The sequence below is a fragment of the Nocardioides jiangxiensis genome (assembly GCF_030580915.1).
Taxonomy (GTDB): domain Bacteria; phylum Actinomycetota; class Actinomycetes; order Propionibacteriales; family Nocardioidaceae; genus Nocardioides; species Nocardioides jiangxiensis.
This window is the reverse complement of record NZ_JAUQTA010000002.1, coordinates 482423-504042: the sequence shown is the minus strand read 5'-3', so window position 1 is coordinate 504042 and position 21620 is coordinate 482423. Positions and strand designations below refer to the sequence as shown.

The window sequence follows — 21620 nt, the reverse complement described above, 5'->3', positions numbered from 1 at the left end:
CGGCGTACGACGCTGTACGCCGCGGGAGAAGGTAGGCGGACCGAATCCGGTTGCACACCGGGTTTTCGGTGTGCGATGCGGTCGCTACTTCGATGGCTGCGGCATCCGGCAGTGCACCTTCGGGTTCGCTCCCAGGTAGTTCAGCGGCCCCGCGAGCACCGTCAGCGCGGTGTCGGCGGTGGTCCGGCAGTTCACGTCGCGCTCGTTGGTGAGGTACCCCCGCTGCCACGCAGCGACGACCCCGATCACCAGCCAGGCCAGCACGACGAGTCCGACGACTCCCCTCATGGCTGCCTCCTCTCGATCTCCTCCGGTGCCCCGAAGGAGACAGCTGCACGCGTCAGTCGTCGAGCGTGTCGCGGGTGCGGCCCTCGTCGACCCGGCGACGAAGCGCCTCGCTGGTCGGTCCGACGTAGGGCCGGGAACCGTCACGGCGCCGCCGGCCCTCACGGACCTCGTCGGCCTCCAGCATGCCGTTGCGGACGGCGGCCTTGATGATCATGTAGAAGACCCAGGCACTGACCAGCCAGAAGAAGGCCATCAGGAGGACGGCCTCGAGGCCACCGAGAGCGAGCATGCTCCGACCCTAGCCTCAGCGCAGCTCGACGGTCAGGGCGTCGGCGGCTGCCTTCGCCCGCTCCCGAGCCTCGTCGGCGGACGCCCCGCGCGCGAGCGTGGCGGCGACCCGGCGCTCGCCGTCGACCCGCGGCTTGCCGAAGAGGCGCACCTGCACGGAGGGGTCGACCGCGTACGCCGCCGGCAGGCCGGCGAACTCCGGCACGCCCTCGCCGTGCACCTTGACCGGCCAGCTGGCGCACCCGCCGGGCCAGCGGGTGACCGCGACCGGGAACCCGAGCACCGCTCGCGCGTGCAGGCCGAACTCGGACACGTCCTGGCCGACGAGGGTCACCAGGCCGGTGTCGTGGGGACGCGGCGAGACCTCGCTGAAGATCACCTCGTCACCGGAGATGAAGAGCTCCACCCCGAAGATGCCCCAGCCGCCGAGTGCCCCGGTCACGGCGCCCGCGACCTCCTGGGCGGCGGCCAGCCACGGCCACGCGGTGCCGGCCGGCTCCTGCCAGGACTCGGCGTAGTCGCCGTCCACCTGGCGGTGGAAGATCGGGTCGAGGAACGTGGTGCCACCGGCGTGCCGCACGGTCAGCAGCGTGATCTCGGTGTCGAAGTCGACGAAGCCCTCGACGATGCAGCGAGTGGTCTGCGAGCCGCGGCCGCCGGTCTGTGCGAACTCCCACGCAGCCGGCAGCTCCTCGGGCGTGCGCACCACGGACTGGCCGTGGCCGCTCGAGGACATCACGGGCTTGATGACGACCGGCCAGCCGAGGCGCGACGCCTCCGCCTCCAGCTCCTCGTAGGTGTCCACGAAGGCGTACGGCGAGGTCGGCAGCGACAGGTCCTCGGCGGCAAGGCGCCGGATGCCCTCACGGTTCATGGTGAGCACGGTCGCGCGCGCGGTCGGCGCCACCCGCAGCGACCACTCCTGGGCCTCCTCGAGCTCGGCGAGCACGCCCGTGGCGATCGCCTCGATCTCGGGGATGACGACGTCGGGCTGCTCGTCCAGGAGCAGCTCCCGCAGCGCGGAGGCGTCCTGCATGTCGATGACGTGGGAGCGGTGGGCGACCTGCATGGCCGGGGCGTCGGCGTACCGGTCGACGGCGATGGTCTCCACACCGAGCCGCTGCAGCTCGATCACCACCTCCTTGCCGAGCTCGCCGCTGCCGAGCAGCAGCGCGCGGGTGGCGGAACCGGAGAGCGGGGTGCCGATGGTCGGCGCGTCAGTCATGCGCGCATTGTGGCAGGTGCGACTAGCGTCAGGCCCATGTCCCAGCGCTACGTCGCCCTGCTCCGCGGCATCAATGTCGGCGGCAACAACAGGATCGTGATGAAGGAGCTCGCCGAGGCCTTCCGCGCGGCCGGCTACGCCGAGGTGTCGACGTACATCAACAGCGGCAACGTGCTCTTCTCCGCCGCGTCGCGGCCCACCCCGGAGGCACTGGAGAGGGTGGTCACCGACGCCTTCGGGCTGGACATCGCAGTGCTCGTGCGGAGCCAGGACGAGATCGCGGCGGTCGTCGCCGAGGCTCCGGCCGAGCTCGACGACGCCGCCGTGCGCCCCGACGTCTGGTTCCTGCGCGCGTCCCTCTCCCCCGAGGCTGCACTGGCGGCCATGCCGGAGCCGCACCCCGAGGTCGACCGGATCTGGACCGGCCCCGGCGTCCTCTACACCACGCGGATCGCCGAGCTCGCGTCGAAGAGCCGGCTCACCAAGGCCGTCGGCACGAAGGTCTACCGGGAGATGTCGGTGCGCAACTGGAACACCACGAAGGCTCTGGCGCACCGGCTGTGACCACCGACTAGACCACTAGACCAGTGCTGGTGATCACGGCGCGGAGCTCGGCCCGGAGGCTAGCGTGCGCGCAGTGGTCCGCTCGGGGACCTGCACGACAGGGTCGCCGGCATCGATGGCCCTCCGCTCTTCCCCGGGGGACGCACGACCATGCACTTCACCGACGATCCACAGCGCGCGATCGTGACCACCGCGATGGCGGTCCTGGTCGCCACGTACGCCTACTACTGGTTCATGGCCGTGCGCGCGATCCGCGGCAAGCACATCGACCGGACGCCGATCTCGGATGCGGACCTGGTCGCCGGACTCGCGGTCGCCGCCGGGGCCGGCTCCACCCGCGAGTTCCTCATCCAGGTCACCACGAAGGGCGGCGCGCTGAGTGTCGTCGAACGCGGCATCGACAACGTCATGGAGGCCGTCCGGCGCTTTCCGACGCTCGCCACCCTGGTGCGCGTCGAGGTGGTCACCGAGTCCCCCGACGAGATCGACTCCCTGCACGACCGGTACGCCGACTCGCCGGTCCCGGTGACGGGGTTCCTCCTGCCGCCGACGTACGCCACCCCGCGCGGGTCGCTCATGAAGGCGCGGGCCCTCCATTACATGGTCGAGGTCCACCGTGCAGCCCCGCGCGACTGCTACGTCGTCCACTACGACGAGGAGTCGGTGTTCACCCCCGACAACCTGGCCCGGCTGGTGCGCCAGCTGCTGACCCACCCGGTCGGGATCTCCGAGGGATCGATCTCCTACGGCCTGGACTGGGAGGACGCCTCCCTCCTCAACCGGGCCATGGAGTCCAACCGGCCCTTCGGCTGCCACGAGTGCTACTCGGTCATGACCAACCCGCCGCCGATGCACCTGCACGGTTCCAACCTCGTGATCCGTCAGGACCTGGAGAACCGGATCGGATGGGACATCGGCACGCTCGACGGTGTCGCCCTGATCGCCGAGGACCTCGTCTTCGGTCTCGCGTCGTACCTGGAGTTCGGGCCGGAGGTCTTCGGCTGGCACTACGCCGAGATGGTCGAACAGCCGCCGTTCACGGTGAAGGACGCGTTCCGCCAGCGCGAACGCTGGATCTTCGGCACCCTGCAGGGCCTGGCGCACCTCCGGCGCGAGGAACGGTGGAAGCGCCTGCCCGCGCTGCGCCGCTCGCAGATCGTCACCGTCGTCTGGGGCCGCATCATCACCTACGCCCTCGGCTTCCCGGTGACCGCGTTCGCGCTCTACACGAACACCCTCATGGCGGCCGCCGCCCTTGGCCACCTCGTCGACGGCGAGCGCGTCGCGGCACCCACCTGGACGCCCACCGCCACCCTGATGACCGTCGGCCTCGTCCTGTGGACGACTGCGATCCAGCTCGGGCTGTGGCACAACCTGCGATACACCGGGCTGGGCCGGTGGGCCCGCGTCCGTGAGCACGTGCTGGTCCTGGTGGCGAGCCCCTTCGCCGGCATCGCAGACACCGCGGGGCCACTCGTCGCCCTGGTGCGCTGGCTCTGCGGAGCCCGTTCGGTCACGTGGACGCCGACGCCGAAGCTCGCCGGTGCTGCCGGGGAACCCGCGCGCTCCACCGCCGACGTCTGAGCCGCTCAGTCGCGCGGGCGCCAGCGCTTCCAGAGCGCGACCGCCTCGGCGCGCACCTTCCCGTCGTGCTCGAGACGCACGTCGACGGTCATCTCGTCCTCGGAGGCCTCGCGCACCTCGGCGACGAGCCCCACCTCCGCCTCGAGCGGTGCGGGACGCAGGTAGCGGACGTCGATGCCCGCGGTCACGTAGGCGAACGCCGCCCCGGGCAGCGGGCCCCACCCGCGCAGGTCGGCGTGGTGGAACGCCGCCGCGCCGCTGTGGCAGTCGAGCAGCGTCGCGATGATGCCGCCGTTGAGGAATCCGACGCCGTTGTCGTGCTGCGGCCACGGCCGGAAGCGGGCCGTGACGACGAGGTCCGACGCCGGAAAGCTCTTGAGCCGCAGCCCCTCCGCGTTGGCCGGGCCGCAGCCGAAGCAGCGCACGTCGGGGAAGAGCCGGTCCTGGATGGCGAGGTCGGTCACAGCAGCTCCTTCAGCGCCTTGTCCACGAGTACGCCGGGCAGGTCGGCCAGGCGGGCAGCGAGGACGTCGAGCGAGTCGATGCCCGCCACGAGGTCGACCAGCAGGTCGGCGTCGACGGCCGGGTCGGGAGCCGGCCAGTCGAAGAGCAGCGGGCAGTCCACCGCCCCACCCTCCGGCTCCGCGCCGAGCGACGGCAGCCAGCACCCGGTCTCGATGACGAGCGTGCCACCGGAGAGCCGGGGGTCGACGTACCAGAAGAGGTCGCCGGCCTCGAGGCGCAGCTGGCCCTTGCGGGCCTTCGCGCCCCGGGCCTTGAGCTGCTTGACGGCGGCCGCTCGGGCCTGCGCTGGGTTCACGCGTCGAGTGTATTGGCGTCGATCTCGTAGGCGCCCTGGACGATGAACTCCTTGCGCGGGGCGACGTCGGAGCCCATCAGCAGCTCGAAGATCTGGGCGGCGCCCTCGGCGTCGTCGACCGTGATCCGGCGCAGCGTGCGGTGGCGCGGGTCCATCGTCGTCTCGGCCAGCTGGTCGGCGTCCATCTCGCCGAGACCCTTGTAGCGCTGGACCGGGTCCTTGACCCGCATGCCCTTCTTCTTCAGCTCGGCGAGCTTCCGCTGGAGCTCGTCGTCGGAGTAGGTGTAGACGTACTTGTCCTGGCCCTTCTTGGGCTGCATGACCTCGATCCGGTGGAGCGGGGGCACGGCGGAGTAGACGCGTCCGTCGGTGATCAGGTCGGGCATGTACTTCATGAAGAGCGTCGCCAGCAGGCAGCGGATGTGCGAGCCGTCGGAGTCGGCGTCGGCCATGAAGATGATCCGGCCGTAGCGGCGCGCGTCGAGGTCGAACGTGCGCCCCGATCCGGCGCCGACGACCTGGATGATCGAGGCGCACTCGGCGTTCTTGAGCATGTCGGCGACGGACGCCTTCTGCACGTTGAGGATCTTGCCGCGGATCGGCAGCAGCGCCTGGAACTCGCTGTTGCGCGCGAGCTTCGCGGTGCCGAGCGCGGAGTCACCCTCGACGATGAAGAGCTCGGTGCGGTCGTTGTCGTTGCTGCGGCAGTCGGCGAGCTTGGCGGGCAGCGCCGAGGACTCCAGCGCGTTCTTGCGGCGCTGCGTCTCCTTGTGGGTGCGGGCCGCGATGCGGGTCTTGGCGGCGCCGGCGACCTTCTCCATGACCAGCTTCGACTGCCGCTTGTCGGCCGCCTTGGTCGAGGTGAGCCACTTCTTGAGCTCGGCCATGACCACCTTGCGGACGATCGTGCGCGCCGCGGGCGTGCCGAGGATCTCCTTGGTCTGGCCCTCGAACTGGGGCTCCGCGAGTCGCACGGTCACGACGGCGGTGAGGCCCTCGAGGACGTCGTCCTTGACCACGTCGGTGTCGTTGACCTTGAGCACCTTCGCGCTGCGCATGACGTCGTTGAACGCCTTGGTCACGGCGTTCTCGAAGCCGCTGACGTGCGTGCCGCCCTTGGGCGTCGCGATGACGTTGACGTAGGAGCGGAGCTCGGTGTCGTAGTTGTTGGACCAGCGCAGCGCCACGTCGACGAAGAGCTCGCGGTCGACGTCCTGCGGGGTCATGTGGCCCGCCTCGTCGAGCATGGGCACCGTCTCGGTGAAGGTCTCGGTGCCCTGGAGGCGCAGCACCTCGGTGACCGGCTCCCCCGAGGAGAGGAACTCGGCGAACTCCGCGATGCCGCCGTCGTGCTTGAACGACTCCGTGACCGGCTCGCTGCCGCGCAGGTCGCTGATCACCAGCTCCAGGCCCGGCACGATGTACGACGTCTGGCGGGCGCGGGTGACGAGCTCGTCGTAGACGAAATCGGCGTCCTTGGTGAAGATCTGCCGGTCCGGCCAGAACCGGACGCGCGTGCCGGACCTGTCCTTGGCGACGCGCTTGCCCTTGCGGGAGAGGCCGCCGGCCGGCGTGAACGCCGCGGTCGGCTTGTCGCCGTCGAAGACACCCGGCACGCCACGGCGGAAGGAGATGCCCTGCTGTGCCGGAGCGCGGTCGACGTCGATGTCCATGCGGCTGGAGAGTGCGTTGACGACCGAGAGGCCGACACCGTGAAGGCCACCTGTGGCGTTGTAGGAGCCGCCACCGAACTTGCCGCCGGCGTGCAGCTTGGTCGCGACGACCTCGACGCCGGTCAGGCCCGTGCGCGGCTCCTTGTCGGTCGGGATGCCGCGACCGTCGTCGTAGACCTCGACGGAGCCGTCTCCGTGGAGGGTGACCTCGACCCGGTGCGCATGGCCGGCCAGGGCCTCGTCGACACCGTTGTCGATGATCTCCCACACGCAGTGCATGAGCCCGCGGGTGTCGGTGGAGCCGATGTACATGCCGGGGCGCTTGCGCACCGCCTCCAGGCCCTCGAGGACCAGGAGGTGCGCGGCGTTGTACGAGTTGTCGATCTCGGTGTCCTTCACAGCAGTCATCTCGAGCGTGAATCTACCGGCGACACGCCACGGCGCCCCGCAGGCACGCCCTCGCGTAAATAGCTTGCCCGGGTTTGTATGTTGGCCGGACACCAGCGCTCATCACGCTCACACTTGGAAGCAGCCGCTTCTGGGCACGAAGAGATGTCCAGCTGGTGAGGATGTGGCCGGAGCCACGGGAAGTTGGGGGAATCATCTTCCTCGACCGCTCGTTGAGCCGGGCACCACGGAAGAAAGAAGGGCCGATTGTGACCACTGCAGTTGCTCCCGCCAGCACCCTGACCGCCACCGACCGCTGTGACCGCTGCGGCGCGCAGGCCTACCTCAAGGTCGAGCTCGCCTCCGGTTTCGAGCTTCTCTTCTGCGCCCACCACGCTCGCGAGCACGAGACGAAGCTGCGTGAGGTCGCCGTCAACGTCGTCGACGAGACCGCCAAGCTTTCTTCCTGACCCAGACCCTGTGACCGGCCCCGGAGCCGCCCTGGTGGGCGGTCCGGGGCCGGTCGCGTCTTCTGAGAGAGTCATCCGCGTGGACTTCCGCTACGACCTGATCTTCCTGCTGCTCACCGTGGTCGGGCTGGTCGGCATCCTCGTTCCCGTGCTCCCGGGCACGATCCTCATCGCCTGCACCTCGATCGGCTGGGCCGCCACGGTGGGCGTGCCCGCCGCGTGGTGGGTCGCCGCCCTCGTGGTGGCGCTGAGCCTCACCGGCACCTTCCTCCAGTACGCCGTGCCGGGACGCCGCCTCCAGTCGGCCGGCGTACCCCGGTCGACGCTCCTGGTCGGAGCCCTGACCGGCGTCGTCGGGTTCTTCGTGGTGCCGGTCGTCGGGCTGCCCCTCGGCTTCGTCCTCGGTGTCTTCCTCGCCGAGTCGCGCCGGATCGGACCGGACGCCGCCCGCTCCCGCACGTGGAGCGCGGTGAAGGCCGTCGGCCTCTCGATGCTGATCGAGCTCGCCTTCGCGCTCGCCTCCGTCACCGCCCTCGTCGTCGGCATGGCCACCACCTGATGCTCGTCGTGGTCCTCGCCCTCGGCGGCGCCGCGGCCTACGGCGTCGCCGACTTCGTCGGCGGTCTCCTCTCCCGGCGTACGTCGGCGTGGGCGGTCGCCTTCACGGCCGCGCTCGGCGCCGGCGTGCTGGCCGTCCTGGCCGCCCCGTTCCTGCCCGGCTCCCCCACGGCCCACGACCTGTGGTGGGGCGCTGCCGGTGGCGTCGGCGCCGGCGTCGGCACCGGGTTCCTCTACCGCGGCCTCGCCGCCGGCCGCATGGGTGTCGTGGCCCCGATCTCGGGAGTCGGTGCGGCGGTCGTTCCGGTCCTGGTCGCGCTCGCACTCGGCGAGCGGCCCGACCTCCTGGTCTGGGTCGGTGTGGCCTGCGCCCTGCCCGGCATCTGGCTCGTCGCACGTGACCCGCGCGGCCCCGCGAGCGGCGGTGCGGCGGCCGGAGTGCTCGACGGCCTCCTGGCAGGCCTGGGCTTCGGGGCCCAGTTCGCCGCGCTCGGGCAGATCCAGGAAGGCGCCGGGTACCTCCCGCTCGGCGTCAACCAGCTCGTCGGGGCGGCCGTCGTGGCTGCCCTGGCCCTCGGCACGCGGGCGGCGTGGGCCCCGCGCGACCGTGCGGCGTACGGCGGCGTCGTGTCCGGCCTGCTCGGCCTGGCCGCGACCGCGGCGTTCACGGTGGCGGCTCAGCGCGGCTCACTGACGGTTCCCGCGATCCTCACGTCCCTCTACCCGGCGTTCACGATCCTGCTGGCGGCGATCGTGCTGCGCGAGCGGATCCTCCGGGACCAGGCCCTCGGGCTGGCCCTGTGTGGTGCCGCCGTGGTCCTCGTCGCGGCCGGCTGACGGCATGACCCGGCCGCGGCACGTTCACGGGGGCCGTGCCGCGGCCGGGCAGTCGAGCTCCCGTCAGGGCGCAGGGGCGGCCAGGACGGTGATGGTGCAGACGTAGGTTCCGGGTGCGAGGTTGAGGGTGGACAGGGATGCCGTGCCGCTCGGCGTCGTGACCGAACCGCCTCCGTTGGTGCACGAGATCGTCGATGCCGTGCCGCCGGTAACCTGACTGGTCGCACTGACGGCGATGTCGGTCTTCGGCACGTTGTGGAAGTTCGCCGTCGCCGCACCCGAGGTGCAGTCACCGACTCCGCTGACCGCGACGTCCTGCGGGTTCGCCGTCGAGACGGTGTAACCCGTCGGGACCGTCTCGGTGACCCGGTACGTGGCCTGCTCGAGGCCGCTGATGCAGATGTCGCCGTTGGCATCGGTGGTGAACGGCGAGCCCGCGATCGCCACGCCACCCCTGGTCACCGCGAACTGGACGCCGGCCTGCGGGCTCGGGTGCGTCGTGGCCGCGTAGTGGTCGCGCGTCTTGTGGATCTTGAGCGCGCCACAGGTGTTGAGGCCGGGGTTCACCGGAGCGATGAAGTCCTTCACCGCCGCCGTGAACGAGTCGGAGGAGCGGCTCTTCAGGTAGGCGTAGGCGAAGGCGTTGCAGCCCGCCCCGGGCACGAGGGCGTCGAAGTCGATCGTCGCCTCGCCGAACGTCCGTGCGGAGACCGGCCCGAGGCCGTCGGAGTCCGCCGCCAGGATCGCCGAGGTGTTGATCGACCCGACCGCGTCCCCGGCAAGCGCCTGCTTGGCGCTCCAGCACGGCAGCTTGTTGGACGCCTCGCACTGGGACGCTGCGCCCGTGGTCACCCAGCGCGACAGGCTGAGGACCGGGTTGACCCCGCCCTGCGACAGGTCGTACTGGATCAGCAGGTCGCCCTCGGTGCGCACCGGCGTGACCCCGTTGGCCGAGAGGGTGCTGGAGTGGTTGAACTCGAAGTCCATGTTGGTCGTACCGGACGGCTCCTGGACGCGGTGCCAGAACAGGTGGAGGAAGCGGCCCTGGGCGCTGTCCTCGAAGTAGACGCCGAAGTTCTTCAGGTCCGACTTGTTGTTGGGGATGGAACCGTCGATCACGGCGGGGACCGCCGTGTCCTCCTTCGTGCCGTTGCCGAAGGAGTCGTCCGAGGCTCCGGTCGGCTGGTCGGGCTGGCGGGTCTCCGAGACGCCGGCCCAGTCGGGGGCCGGGTTGACGGCGAGGTCGCCGTCCTGGGTGTTGAAGGTGCTGTCGACGACGGCCTGTGACCCCGCAGGGACGAGGGCGGGCGCCAACGCGATCAGGAACGCAGCAGGGACGAGGCGCAGCGTACGGATGCGCGCCCGGAGGGAGCTGTGGAGCATCTCGATGCCTCCGACGGATGTCGGCCGGTGCGCACGGTGCGCGCCCGGGTCCGCCCGTCAGCTCCCTCCCAGCCGCCGGACGAGGTGCTCCCGGGAATGACGCACCTGGCAGCGCCAGCACCGGTCCCGACTCTGCTCCGCGACGGCGTCGGCGACCATCACCCCTACGGGCCTGTCGTGACGGGTGACCCCCAGACCGGGGCCCCGGGCAGTGGCCCGGGGCCGGGGTGGCCGATGGCCGCCGGCGGGCTCAGCGCGTGAGCGCGTCGACGGCGAGGCCGGCCAGGGCCAGCAGCGGAAGCGTGCCCTGGACGACGCCGCCGCGCAGCATCTTCGGGTTGTGGGTCACCAGCACCAGCGCTGCGCCGAGCATCGACCCCGTGGTGAACCAGACGAGCGCGCGACCTCCCGCGCAGTCGGTCAGCACGAGGACGACGCCGACGAGCGCACCGACCGCCAGGAAGAGGTTGTAGAACCCCTGGTTGTAGAAGAGCTCGCGGACCCGCTCGTCCGCGGCCTGCTCCGCGCTCAGCCCGAAGACCTTGCGGCCCCGGCTGGTGAAGACGAGCGACTCCATCGCCCAGATGTACACGTGCAGCAGACCCGCGAGGGCAGCGAACACGGCGGCAGCAGTCAGCATGCGCGCCATCCTGCCGTACGCCGCGGCGTACGCGCCGGAAATGCGACGACGCCCCGACCGGAGTGGTCGGGGCGTCGTGCTGCTGGAGGAGCGGAACCTCAGTCGAGGTAGTCGCGCAGGACCTGCGAGCGCGACGGGTGCCGCAGCTTCGACATCGTCTTGGACTCGATCTGGCGGATGCGCTCACGCGTCACGCCGTAGACCTTGCCGATCTCGTCGAGGGTCTTGGGCTGGCCGTCGGTGAGGCCGAAGCGCATCGAGACGACGCCCGCCTCACGCTCGGAGAGCGTGTCGAGGACCGCGTGCAGCTGCTCCTGGAGGAGCGTGAACGAGACCGCATCGGCCGGGACGATCGCCTCGGAGTCCTCGATCAGGTCACCGAACTCGGAGTCGCCGTCCTCACCGAGCGGGGTGTGCAGCGAGATCGGCTCGCGGCCGTACTTCTGGACCTCGATGACCTTCTCCGGGGTCATGTCGAGCTCCTTGGCCAGCTCCTCCGGCGTGGGCTCGCGGCCCAGGTCCTGGAGCATCTGGCGCTGCACGCGCGCGAGCTTGTTGATGACCTCGACCATGTGCACCGGGATGCGGATGGTGCGGGCCTGGTCGGCCATGGCGCGGGTGATCGCCTGGCGGATCCACCACGTCGCGTAGGTCGAGAACTTGTAGCCCTTGGTGTAGTCGAACTTCTCGACGGCGCGGATCAGACCGAGGTTGCCCTCCTGGATCAGGTCCAGGAAGAGCATGCCGCGGCCCGTGTAGCGCTTGGCGAGGGAGACGACGAGACGCAGGTTGGCCTCGAGCAGGTGGTTCTTGGCGCGGCCGCCGTCGGCGGTGATCCACTCGAGCTCGTCCTGGAGCTTCGGGGAGATCTTGCCGCCCTGGGCGAGCTTCTCGGACGCGAAGAGACCGGCCTCGATGCGCTTGGCGAGCTCGACCTCCATCTCGGCGTTGAGGAGCGGGACCTTGCCGATCTGCTTGAGGTAGTCCTTGACCGGGTCGGCGGTCGCGCCCGCGACCATGACCTGCTGGACCGGCTCGTCGGTGTCGTCGCTGGAGGAGATGACGAAGGACTCGGACTCCTTCTCGACCTCCTTGATCTCCTCGGAGTCGAGCTGCTTCTCGACGATCGCGTCGGAGACGTCGGCCAGGATCTTGTTGCCCGCGGCGTCGACGATCGCGGGGGCCGACAGGGCCTCCTCGACCTCGGCGGAGGAGACAACGGCCTCCGCCTTCTTCGCAGCGGCCTTGCGCGGAGCCGCAGCCTTCTTCGCGACAGGCGCGGCGGCCGGGGTCGCGGCGGCCTTCTTGGCCGGGGCCTTGGCGGTGGTGGTCTTGCGCGGCGTGGTCGCGGCGACGGCCTTGTGGTCGTCGGCGTTCATCACGACGGTGATGCCCTCGGCCGCCAGGTGCACGAGCAGCGCCTTGAGGTGCTTCGGCTCGATCGCAGCGGCCTCGGCGGCCTTGCGGACCTGCTCCGGCGTGACGGTGCCGGTCGGCTCGGCGACGGTCACCAGCCCGACGATATCGGGGTGGGACAGGACCTCGGCCGGAAGCAGGTTGCGCGACACGAACACCTCTTGGAGAAATCTGGGTTTGGGGCGCGGCAAGGCCCGCTGTCGTCAAGAGCCGCGCGCACAGTCTGCCACGGTCTCCCAATGTTTCCCGCCACGGGGTGCACGAGGCGCGTCGTCCTGGCGTCAGCAGTGGTGCGGCGGAGCCCTCCGCTCGCCCTCTGCTAGCCCTTGGCGGCGGCCTTCTTCGCCTGCTTGTACTCGCGGACCTTCAGCAGTGACGCGCCATCGACGACGTCCGCCACGGAGCGGTGGCCCTCGAGCGCGTAGTCACCGACGACCGTCTCCCAGCCCTCCGGGCGAACGCCGACCTGCTTCGCGAGGAGCGCGATGAAGATCTGCGCCTTCTGCTTGCCGAAGCCCGGCAGCGCGGTCATCCGCTTCAGGAGGTCCTTGCCGTCCTTCGCCTCGTTCCACAGGCGCGCGGTGTCACCGTCGTACTCGTCGACGATCAGCTGGGCCAGCGCCTGGAGCTTGCCGGCCATCGAGCCGGGAAAGCGGTGGATCGCCGGGGTCGTCGCGCAGAGGGCCGCGAACGACTCCGGGTCGGCAGCGGCGATGTCGCGCGGATCGATGCTGCCGAACCGGTCGAGGATCTTGGCCGGGCCGCGGAAGGCGTGCTCCATGGGGTACTGCTGGTCGAGGGCCATGCCGGCGAGCAGGGCGAAGGAGCTGTCGGTGAGGACCTGGTCGGCAGCGGGGTCCTGGGCGATCTGGAAGGCCATGCGCCCATCCTGCCGCATCGGCGTCGCGGATCTCGGGCATCTCCTCCGCACCCGCGGTGGAGGAAGCCGGCCAGGACACGGGCCGCCGAGGAGCCGCCATCTCGCCGCGACGGCGGCGGAATGGCGGCGGGATGGTGACGGGCTCAGAGCGTCATCGAGATGCCGTGCTCGGTGTCGGTGATCATGATCGGGCTCCAGACGACCGTCATCGGCGGGGTGCAGTCGGGCTGGAACGACGCGGTGCCGGTGAGCGTGAACTCGGCACGGCCGTTCTGGACCGGGAAGTCGCCGGCGACGGTGACGGAGGCCTTGTTGGCCGCCTTCGGGTGGTGGTCGCCGGGGTTGATGCAGGACGCGGTCGCGGTGAGGACGATGTGGACCTGGGTCTCGTCACCCAGGCCGGCTTCCTTGCCGGAGACCGTGATCGTGGCGCCGTCGATGCTGACGGACGTCGCGCTCTTGACGAAGTGCGCGCTGCCGGCCCACGCCGGGCCGGCCACGAGGGCCGAGATCAGGAGCACCGGGAGGAGCAGCACCCGGGCGATCCATCTGGACATGAGGAGACTCCCTTTCGAATCGAGTGGCTCCCCACAGCCTCCGCTCGTCCGGCGCAGGCAGGCATGACGCCGACGGGTGGAGTTCGAGGTCTGGCACCCCTGCCCGGGGCCCCGCAGGTACACCCCGGTGCGACATGCGGTGCCGTCACCCGCGCCCGCAGGGTCAGGGCACCTCGACGAACCACTCGCGGCCCAGAACCCGCCGCGCGAGCGGACCCGGGAGCGCGAGCAGTATCCGTACGGTGCGGACACCCCCGGTCGCCTGGCTGGCATGGGCGGCCAGGGCGGCGCGCTTGGCCTCGACCGCGTCCCGCACGTCGACCCGCACGACCTCGGCCGGGTCGGCGTAGATGTCGTCCCGGGGCAGCGTGAGTCCGGGCAGCAGCGACGCCAGCGGGCGTACGACGCGGAGCAGGCGCACCAGCCCCGTGCGGTCCCGGGTCGCCTCCAGCAGCAACGGCCGCCGCCGGGCGATCTCCTGCGCGGCCCGCGCGACCCGGTGGACCGCCACGTGGTCGGGGTGCCCGTAGCCCCCGTTGGCGTCGTAGCCGGTGAGGATGTCGGCGTCCTCCACGTCGAGCACGTCGGCGACGGTGCGGGCCGCGACGGAGACCGGTACGTCGACGAAACGGCCCGCGACGGTCGTGGGTGCGTCTGCCATCCCCGAGTCGGCGTGGCCCATCCAGACGACGCGGGCCGCACCCAGAGCGCGGGCCGACGCCTCGCCCTCCGCCCGCCGCAGCACGCCGAGGGGACCGTGGTGGTCGCTGAGGCCGGCCTCGCCGTCGGTCGCGAAGACGAGGACGACCCGGTCACCGCCCCGGGCGCGCTGGGCCAGCCAGCCGCCGGTCAGCAACGCCTCGTCGTCTGGGTGGGCGTGCAGCGACACGATCGTCGCCACGCCGCCTCAGGCCTCCTCGGCGAGCAGGGGCACCACGACGGCGTCGTCGGCCGCTGCAGGTACCCCGGCTCGCGCTGCGGCCACGGCGTACAGGTCGTCGGTCTGGGCCAGCACGTCGGTCCAGTCGAAGGGCGGCGCGACGTCGCGGTTGTGCGTCGTGATCCGGGCCCGCAGGTCGCCGTCGACGACGAGGCGGACCAGCGCGCGGGTCATCTCCACGTCACCGGCGACGAGCAGGCCGTCCTCCTGGTGGCGGACGAACTCCCCCACCCCGCTCGCGCGGCTGGCCACGATCGGCAGTCCGGCGCACCGCGCCTCGAGCGCGGCGATGCCGAACGACTCCTTGGGGGCCGGCGCGACGTAGACCGACGCGGCGCGGAGCTCCTGGAGCACGTCCTCGCGCGGCAGGCGCCCGGTCAGCCGGACGACGTCGCCGAGACCCGAACGGCGGATCCGGCGCTCCATGCGCCGGCGGAGCGGGCCGTCGCCGACGACCACGAGGCGGACGTCGGCACCGGGAACGGCGGCGCGCACCGACTCGAAGAGCCGCACCAGGTGCACGGGGCGCTTGCGGGGCATGAGGCGCATGACCGAGATGAGCGTGACGGGTCCCTGCGGATCGGGGGCTGCGGCCGTCGCTTCCGCGAGCGCGGGCGCGGGAGGGCGCCACGCCTCCACGTCGATGGCGTTGGGCAGGACCGCGACCTCACCGTCGCCGAGCGAACGCCGGAACGTGTCGGCCGCTGCGCCGCTCACCGCCGACCAGGCCACCGGCCAGCGGCGCAGCCCGGCCAGCGCAGCGAGCCGGATGACACCACCGGCACCAGCCCACATCGAGTGCACGGTGATCAGCGTCGGGAGGCCTGCAGCGATCGCCGCCCGGGCCACGCCGACGCCGTAGGGAGACCACATCGAGACGTGCACGTGGACGACGTCGTAGTCGGCGACCAGTGCGCGGGCGCGACCCGCAGGCAGCCGGCGTACCCACGACGGGTCCCGGCCGTCGCCGGCCGGCGTCGGGGTGAGCACCTCGGCCTCGAGCCCGACCGCGCGCTGGTGACGGACGAGGTCGTCGACATGGGTCTCGATCCCGCCGAGTCGGGGCAGGAAGACGTCGGTCACGTGGGCGATGCGCCGGGTCTCCCCCGGGACGCGCACCCGCAGCGGGGCGTTGCGGGCCTTCAGCCGCTGGCCGAGCAGCCACAGGCCGAGGGTGCCGCCGCCGACCGGGATCTCGGCGGCGAAGACGAAGCCGCGGTAGAGCACGGCTGCAGCGGTCACACCGGCGGGATCGCCACCGAACGCGAGCAGGACGCCGACCAGGCCGAGATCGGCGACGCCAACACCGCCCGGCGTGATGGGCAGCACCGTGAGCATGCGCTCGACCGCGAAGCCCGCGAGCACGTCCACCCAGGTGACGTTGGCACCGGTCAGCTGCAGGCAGATCCCGAGCAGGAGGCACTGCAGCGCGACGTATCCCATGATGCCCAGCGACATGCGGAGCCAGCCGTTCGCGACCAGCTGCTTGCACTCGCGCCGGGTCTCGAGCAGGGCGTGGACGACGTCCGGCTCCTGCCTGCCGACGGCCGAGAAGAACGGGTGGAGGGCCCGCTGAATGACCCGTCCGAGGAAGGTCGCCCAGCGCACGCTTCCGAGGAGCATCACCGCGACGCCCGCGACCACGGCGAACGAGATCGCGCCGACGATGAACGCCCACTTGAGCGGACCCGTCACCGTCTCGTCGGAGCGCGCGAAGACGGCCACCGCGATGATCGGCAGCATCAGCTTGGAGAGCACGTCCCACAGGTTGGTGAGGAACGTGTAGCCCACGAACGAGTGGGACTCGATGCCCCAGCCGCGCATCATGCGCCGGTTGAGCTCGACGCCCGCCGCACCCCCGAGGGGAACGACGTTGGACACGGCGCTGCCGGTCACGTTGAGGGTCAGCGCGCGCCGGTGCGTGAGGCTCGGTGCCGCAGCCGTGAGCACGAACGAGTGCACGAACAGGCCGAGGAACCAGATCACGACGAGCACCACCAGGGCCGGCCAGTGCAGCGACTTGAGCACCGGCACGACACCGTGCCACGACACGTCGACCGCCCGGGGCAGGCCGATGCCGACGAGCGCGAGGGCCAGCGTCCAGGAGACGAGGAAGCGGATACGGGACCAGAACCGCTTCCCCGGCTCGCTCATGAGGCGCGCACCGGCCGACGTCGTACGCCGACGGTCAGCGGGCCGAGGACCCAGGCGAGCGCCGCGATGGCGAGACCGGCCAGGTCGTCCACGAAGAAGTGCCAGCCGAGGTAGACCGTCGCGACCATCGTGCCGGCCACGAAGACGGTCATCGCGATGGTGGCCAGGCGCAGGCGGTGCCACCAGACGACGCCGAGGATCACCGCGGCGACACCCACGTGGAGGCTCGCGAACGCCGCCACCTGGGCGAACGCGTCGTGCGCGTGCGGGTCGGCACGGAGGTGCTCCCACTGCCCCATGTAGCGGGCCTGGGTGTCCTGGATCGGCATGTGCGGCAGCCCGGAGAACTCCTCCGGAGCGGAGTGGAAGGGCCCCAGCGTGGGGATCAGGTAGTAGGTGCCCGTGCCGAGCATCCACACCCAGACGAACGCGGCGATGCAGACGTAGGCGTCCTTCACCCGCCCGGCGAGGGCGACGCAGGCGGGGAACGCGATGACCACCAGGGTCGGGAAGGTCTCGTACCAGACGAACAGGACCCAGGCGGCGACGTGCTCGCCGAGCAGGTCGTGCAGCAGGACGGCCGGGCTGTGACCGAGGAAGAGCGCCCGGTCCCAGTCGAGGAGCATTCCGTCGCGCGGGGTGCGGAGGTCGTTCCAGCTCTTCAGGTTGTGATAGGTCAGGTACGTCGCGTGGTAGGCCAGCAGGGCCAGCCACGAGTACACCAGGCGCGCAAGCGACCACTTCTCGCGGATCACCCGCCACACGCGCGCCGGCGACAGCGGCAGGCCTGCCCGGACGATGCCCTCGAGCAGCACGCAGCCCACGAAGATCGCGGCGGTCAGCTCGAGTCGGCTGGTCCAGTAGGCGCCGTGCGGGTCGCGGAACGGGACGTCGACCTGCATCGAGCGGATGACGCCCAGGACGATGAAGGTGCCGACGACGGCCCACAGGCCGAGGGGCCCCGCGAGCCAGATGCGGGAGGTCGTCGCCGGTGACGAGGTCGGCGTGCTCTCGCGCGCAATCAGCTGGTCCACCCTTGCATCTTGCCAACAGATGTCTTAAACGGACATGAAGACACCGATTCCCGGACGAAGACGTTGCCCACACCGCTCCTGTGGAAGGCCGTTCCCCGCTGTCGGTGGCGTCCGGCAGGCTCGGGCCCGTGGACCTCGCCCCCCTCGACGCCGGCACGACGGCAGCACTGCGCCTGCTGGTCTTCGGGCTGCGGCGCGGCACCCGTGCACGCACCTTCTCCCCCGTCGTCCACGTGGGGGTGCCGGGCGGAGAGGTGTACGTCGCGCCGGCCGACGTCGCCGACCACGCGCTCCGCAGCGACCTCGTGCTCACGCTCCTCGCGATGCATCGCGACGAGGCCCGCCCCGGCGTCTGGCTGACCCGCAGCGGCACTCCGGACGAGCACGATCTCGACCTCGCGTGGCTGGCCGCGGCCCGTGCGGGCTTCCGCGAGTCAGCGGCTGACCTGCCGTGGTTCGTGGTCGTGACCAAACAGGGATGGCGTCGCCCCGCCACCGACGAGGGCCGTCGTTGGCAGCGGCTACGCCTTCGCGGCGCCGCCCGGCCCGTCGATGGGTGACCACGCCGCGGGCGGCACCGCGCCCTCGAGCAGGTCGGCCACGAGCACCGCCAGCGAGCAGTGCGGGTCGGCGAGCCGGGCGCGGTCGACCGCGCACCAGGCGAGTGCACCGTGGCCGGCGAGCCAGGCACAGAAGGCCAGCACCGCTGCCGCTCCCGCGACCAGCTCGTCGGGGGTGCGCACGACGAGGGCGCGCCACAGCTCCACGTGCTCCTCGGCTGTCTCCCGGGAGAGCCCGCACCAGGCGGCGTCACGGACGGACGGATGCAGGCAGGCGACAGCCACGCGGGCCACCTCGAGGTCGGTGAGCGGCCCGGACCGGCTCCTGGCCCTCCCGACGAGCACACGCAGCGACCGCTGCGTCGGGCGCCACCCCGCGTCGGCCCTCGCCGCCACCAGCACTCCCGCCGCGGCGCCCGGGTCCACGGCGACCGACGCCACGAGCTCGTCGCGCGAGCCGAGGGTCACCCGCCCCTCAAGGACGGCCTGCGCGGTCAGCAGGTGCGCAGCCACGTCGTACGGATGGGGCTCCGCCTGGTCCGGATCGGCGCCGGCGACGACGTCGAACCAGCTGCGCCCGTCGCTGCGCATCGGCGCGATCACGGCGAAGCCTCGGCCGTCGAAGACGTCACTCGCTCGCAGGGCCGTGCGGGCGGCGCGGCCGGCGTCGGACGAGTACGCCACGAAGAGCACCGTCGGCGGGCGCTCCCGCAGGGCCGGGACCAGCAGCGTCTGCACCACGGCGTCGATGTCGGAGGGACTCCTGGGGAGGTCGACGCGCGCGTGGAAGGAGCGACGCCCGCCGAAGGTCAGCATCACGAGCGACTCCTCGGGATGGAAGCCCAGCACGCGCGGCACGACGGCGAGCAGGTCCTCGGGCGTCCGGGCGGTGAAGACGGCACCGGCCCTGGTGGTCTCGGTCATGCCCCGACGGTGCGCCGCGGACCCCGCGACGTGCGCCGTGGCCGCTCGCCGCCGTGGAGGAGGGGCCATCGACGTCGCCTGTGCGCTGATAGCGGGCTCAGGTAGGTTCCGCCGCATGGGGGCGGTGTCATGAGGCAGGAAGCCTCGGTCCTGCACCTCGACCTCGACGCGTTCTACGCGTCCGTCGAGCAGCGCGACAAGCCGTCACTGCGCGGCAAGCCGGTGATCGTCGGCGGCACCGGCGGACGCGGGGTCGTCGCGACCTGCTCCTACGAGGCCCGGGCGTTCGGCGTCCGCTCGGCGATGTCGACGCGTGAGGCACGGGCGCGCTGTCCGCACGCGGCGTTCCTCGGCGGGCGCTTCGCGGCGTACGGCGAGGCCTCCCGCATCGTCATGGCCCTGCTGCGCGAGGTGTCGCCCCTGGTCGAGCCGCTCAGCCTGGACGAGGCGTTCGTCGACCTGGCTGCCGGCGGGCTGACCGACTTCGGCGTCGACGCGCTCACCGCGTTCGCGGAGGACCTGCGCGCCCGCGTCGCGGAGGCCACGGGCGGTCTCACCGCGAGCGTGGGGATCGGCACCAGCAAGTTCATGGCCAAGGTGGCGAGCGACCTCCAGAAGCCGGACGGACTGGTCATCGTCGAGCCCGGTCGCGAGCAGCAGCTGCTGCGTCCCATGGCCGTGAAGGTGATCCCCGGCGTCGGACCCGCGACGGCCGAGCGGCTCCGCCGGGCCGGGATCCACACCGTCGCCGACCTCGAGCAGCGCTCCGAGGAGGAGCTGGTCATCGAGCTCGGCCAGTCCCACGGCCACAGCCTCTGGCGCCTCGCCCGCGCACTCGACGACCGGCCGGTCATCGCCGAGCGCGAGGCGAAGTCGGTCAGCGTCGAGGGCACCTACGAGGAGGACCTCACCGACCCGCGGGTCATGGAGGCGCTCCTGACCCGTCAGGCCGGCAACGTCGCCGCGCGGCTCGCGCGCCACGGTCTCTCCGGCCGCACGATCAGCATCAAGGTGCGGCTGCACGACTTCACCACGCTGTCGCGCTCCACCACGCTGCCCAGCCCCACCGACAGCGCGACCACCATCGCGCGCCTGGCCCGGACCCTGCTCGCCGACCTCGACACCAGCGGCGGCGTACGCCTGCTCGGGGTGGGCGTCTCCGGCCTGGCCGACTGGGTGCAGGACGACCTCTTCGGGGCCGTGGCCGATGCACCGGCCGAGGACGCGGAGATCCCCGAGGTCCCCTCGCGCATGCGCGCCCAGTGGTGGCCCGGACAGGACGTCGTCCACACGGCGATGGGGCGCGGCTGGGTATGGGGCGCGGGCAGGGGCGTCGTCACCGTCCGGTTCGAGACCGCCGAGACCGGGCCCGGACCGGTGCGCTCCTACCGTGCGGACGACCCCGAGCTCAGCGCGTGGCAGCGTCCCGACCCGGCCGAGGCCTGATCAGCTGACCTTCACACCGAACGCCGCCCGCATGTCGGGGGCGTTCGACGCGTTCCGCAGCAGCGGCACGTGGAGCACCTGCTCGATGAAGCGGGTCAGGGAGTAGTGGGTCAGGTGCGTGGTCACGACCTTCTTCTGCTGGTACCTCGACGCGACCACGGTCAGGACGCGGTTGCCTGACTTCTTGTCGTCCTCGTCGGCCGTGATCACGATCGCCAGGCGCCCGGCGAGCCAGTCCTTGCCCGCGGTGAGTGTCGCGAGGCGGTTGGAGATCCACGTGTCCGCCTCCGCGAGCGTGCCGTCGTGCGCGTCGTGGACCAGGTTGGGGATCAGGAAGCCCACGTTCGGCAGCGTGCCGTTGGCGGCGTCCGAGGCGAGGCGCTTCACGCTCGTGTCGTACTTCGTGCAGCCGGTCCGGCTGTCGACGAAGTAGGTCCACGGGTTGTGCCGCACGGCGTAGTAGCCGGCGTTGGAGAGGTAGCAGTTCGACGGCATGGAGTCCGCGTAGGTGCGGGCGGTCTTGCCGTTGCGGAGGGCCTGGCTGAACACGCTGCGCCCCTTCAGCCGGTGCGCGGACGGTGCCTTGTCGTCCGTGATCCCGTACGTCGAGCCCGACGCGATCGCGATGTAGTTGGGAAGCGACGGGTGGGTGATCGCGGTGTAGTCGGTCGCGTAGGCGTACTTCGACGCGAACGCGAAGGTCTTCGGCATCCCGCTCTGCATCTGCGCCAGCGAGTGGTTCTCGACCATGACCACCAGCACCTTGGTCACCCGGGGGACCGACGTCGCCGCGGGCGCGATGGTGCCCCGCGCCTCGGGCCGCCTGGCGCCGTCGTCGCGCACGACGCCGAGCAGCGCCGCCACGGCGACGACGGTGGCGACGAGGGTGACCAGGGCAACGGCGATCCGGGCAGCACGATTCACGCCTCCATCACAACACAGGTGCCGGACCCGGATGGAACGCCGCGGTGTCGCGCCGGCGAACCCGCGAC

At 71.5% G+C, this 21620-nt stretch carries 23 protein-coding genes; 7 read left to right on the top strand and 16 right to left on the bottom strand.

The window, feature by feature from the left end:
• Positions 1-84: 84 nt before the first annotated feature.
• Genes Q5722_RS13815 through purT form a run of 3 tightly spaced genes read right to left on the bottom strand, consistent with a single transcriptional unit; the run spans position 85 to position 1801 of the window.
• Entirely contained in the window at positions 85-288 is a 204-nt protein-coding gene (locus Q5722_RS13815) for a hypothetical protein (protein ID WP_305028840.1), read from the bottom strand.
• 52 nt (positions 289-340) lie between these two features.
• Positions 341-577, bottom strand: coding sequence for a hypothetical protein (locus Q5722_RS13810; protein ID WP_305028839.1), 237 nt, complete (start codon positions 575-577; stop codon positions 341-343).
• Between the two features lie 15 nt (positions 578-592).
• Positions 593-1801, bottom strand: a complete 1209-nt coding sequence (purT, locus tag Q5722_RS13805) for a formate-dependent phosphoribosylglycinamide formyltransferase (RefSeq protein ID WP_305028838.1) — start codon at positions 1799-1801, stop codon at positions 593-595.
• A 36-nt stretch (positions 1802-1837) separates the two neighbouring features.
• Between purT and Q5722_RS13800 the strand changes: the two genes are divergently transcribed.
• Both Q5722_RS13800 and Q5722_RS13795 read left to right on the top strand, forming a co-directional pair.
• Positions 1838-2365, top strand: a complete 528-nt coding sequence (locus tag Q5722_RS13800; RefSeq protein ID WP_305028837.1) for a DUF1697 domain-containing protein — start codon at positions 1838-1840, stop codon at positions 2363-2365.
• A 150-nt stretch (positions 2366-2515) separates the two neighbouring features.
• A complete protein-coding gene (locus tag Q5722_RS13795; protein WP_305028836.1) occupies positions 2516-3949 on the top strand; it encodes a glycosyltransferase family 2 protein in 1434 nt (477 codons plus the stop codon).
• 5 nt (positions 3950-3954) lie between these two features.
• Here the strand turns inward: Q5722_RS13795 and Q5722_RS13790 are convergent, their stop codons facing one another.
• Genes Q5722_RS13790 through Q5722_RS13780 form a run of 3 tightly spaced genes read right to left on the bottom strand, consistent with a single transcriptional unit; the run spans position 3955 to position 6850 of the window.
• Complete coding sequence (locus Q5722_RS13790) at positions 3955-4413, bottom strand: PaaI family thioesterase (RefSeq protein WP_305028835.1); 459 nt, start codon at positions 4411-4413, stop codon at positions 3955-3957.
• Positions 4410-4769, bottom strand: coding sequence for a hypothetical protein (locus Q5722_RS13785; RefSeq protein ID WP_305028834.1), 360 nt, complete (start codon positions 4767-4769; stop codon positions 4410-4412). Before Q5722_RS13785 ends, Q5722_RS13790 begins: the two co-directional genes overlap by 4 nt.
• A complete protein-coding gene (locus tag Q5722_RS13780; protein WP_305028833.1) occupies positions 4766-6850 on the bottom strand; it encodes a DNA gyrase/topoisomerase IV subunit B in 2085 nt (694 codons plus the stop codon). Before Q5722_RS13780 ends, Q5722_RS13785 begins: the two co-directional genes overlap by 4 nt.
• Before the next feature lie 248 nt (positions 6851-7098).
• Between Q5722_RS13780 and Q5722_RS13775 the strand changes: the two genes are divergently transcribed.
• The 3 genes from Q5722_RS13775 (at position 7099) to Q5722_RS13765 (ending at position 8694) form a co-directional block, all read left to right on the top strand.
• Positions 7099-7299, top strand: coding sequence for a DUF7455 domain-containing protein (locus Q5722_RS13775; protein ID WP_305028832.1), 201 nt, complete (start codon positions 7099-7101; stop codon positions 7297-7299).
• 79 nt (positions 7300-7378) lie between these two features.
• Entirely contained in the window at positions 7379-7858 is a 480-nt protein-coding gene (locus tag Q5722_RS13770; RefSeq protein WP_305028831.1) for a DUF456 domain-containing protein, read from the top strand.
• Entirely contained in the window at positions 7858-8694 is an 837-nt protein-coding gene (locus Q5722_RS13765; protein ID WP_305028830.1) for a DMT family transporter, read from the top strand. Before Q5722_RS13770 ends, Q5722_RS13765 begins: the two co-directional genes overlap by 1 nt.
• Positions 8695-8757: 63 nt before the next feature.
• On the opposite strand, the gene Q5722_RS13760 is transcribed toward Q5722_RS13765, so the two are convergent.
• The 8 genes from Q5722_RS13760 to Q5722_RS13725 all read right to left on the bottom strand — a co-directional run bounded on the left by Q5722_RS13760 (position 8758) and on the right by Q5722_RS13725 (position 17698).
• A complete protein-coding gene (locus Q5722_RS13760; RefSeq protein WP_305028829.1) occupies positions 8758-10077 on the bottom strand; it encodes a prealbumin-like fold domain-containing protein in 1320 nt (439 codons plus the stop codon).
• A gap of 250 nt (positions 10078-10327) precedes the next feature.
• Positions 10328-10717 carry a DUF1304 domain-containing protein gene (locus Q5722_RS13755; protein ID WP_305028828.1) on the bottom strand — a complete coding sequence of 130 codons (390 nt, stop codon included), beginning with the start codon at positions 10715-10717 and terminating at the stop codon, positions 10328-10330.
• Between the two features lie 98 nt (positions 10718-10815).
• Positions 10816-12096 carry an RNA polymerase sigma factor gene (locus tag Q5722_RS13750; protein ID WP_439652503.1) on the bottom strand — a complete coding sequence of 427 codons (1281 nt, stop codon included), beginning with the start codon at positions 12094-12096 and terminating at the stop codon, positions 10816-10818.
• 356 nt (positions 12097-12452) lie between these two features.
• On the bottom strand, positions 12453-13013 hold the full coding sequence (locus Q5722_RS13745; protein ID WP_305028826.1) for an HhH-GPD-type base excision DNA repair protein: 561 nt from the start codon (positions 13011-13013) through the stop codon (positions 12453-12455).
• 143 nt (positions 13014-13156) lie between these two features.
• Positions 13157-13570, bottom strand: coding sequence for a hypothetical protein (locus tag Q5722_RS13740; RefSeq protein ID WP_305028825.1), 414 nt, complete (start codon positions 13568-13570; stop codon positions 13157-13159).
• A 163-nt stretch (positions 13571-13733) separates the two neighbouring features.
• The gene (locus Q5722_RS13735; RefSeq protein ID WP_305028824.1) at positions 13734-14471 is read right to left on the bottom strand and encodes a PIG-L deacetylase family protein; all 738 of its coding nucleotides are present in this window, start codon (positions 14469-14471) and stop codon (positions 13734-13736) included.
• 6 nt (positions 14472-14477) lie between these two features.
• Positions 14478-16664: a glycosyltransferase gene (locus Q5722_RS13730; RefSeq protein ID WP_305028823.1), complete on the bottom strand. Its 2187-nt coding sequence runs from the start codon at positions 16662-16664 to the stop codon at positions 14478-14480.
• Positions 16661-17698, bottom strand: coding sequence for a phosphatase PAP2 family protein (locus Q5722_RS13725; protein WP_305028822.1), 1038 nt, complete (start codon positions 17696-17698; stop codon positions 16661-16663). The genes Q5722_RS13730 and Q5722_RS13725 overlap by 4 nt, the downstream gene beginning before the upstream one ends.
• Before the next feature lie 128 nt (positions 17699-17826).
• On the opposite strand from Q5722_RS13725, the gene Q5722_RS13720 reads away from it, so the two are divergent.
• Positions 17827-18258 (top strand): hypothetical protein, encoded by a 432-nt coding sequence (locus Q5722_RS13720; protein ID WP_305028821.1) that lies wholly within the window; start codon positions 17827-17829, stop codon positions 18256-18258.
• Here the strand turns inward: Q5722_RS13720 and Q5722_RS13715 are convergent.
• Positions 18220-19182: a DUF4192 domain-containing protein gene (locus tag Q5722_RS13715; RefSeq protein WP_305028820.1), complete on the bottom strand. Its 963-nt coding sequence runs from the start codon at positions 19180-19182 to the stop codon at positions 18220-18222. The genes Q5722_RS13720 and Q5722_RS13715 overlap by 39 nt on opposite strands.
• A gap of 129 nt (positions 19183-19311) precedes the next feature.
• Between Q5722_RS13715 and Q5722_RS13710 the strand changes: the two genes are divergently transcribed.
• A complete protein-coding gene (locus Q5722_RS13710) occupies positions 19312-20628 on the top strand; it encodes a DNA polymerase IV (RefSeq protein ID WP_305028819.1) in 1317 nt (438 codons plus the stop codon).
• On the opposite strand, the gene Q5722_RS13705 is transcribed toward Q5722_RS13710, so the two are convergent.
• The gene (locus Q5722_RS13705; RefSeq protein ID WP_305028818.1) at positions 20629-21552 is read right to left on the bottom strand and encodes an alkaline phosphatase family protein; all 924 of its coding nucleotides are present in this window, start codon (positions 21550-21552) and stop codon (positions 20629-20631) included.
• Positions 21553-21620 lie beyond the last annotated feature (68 nt).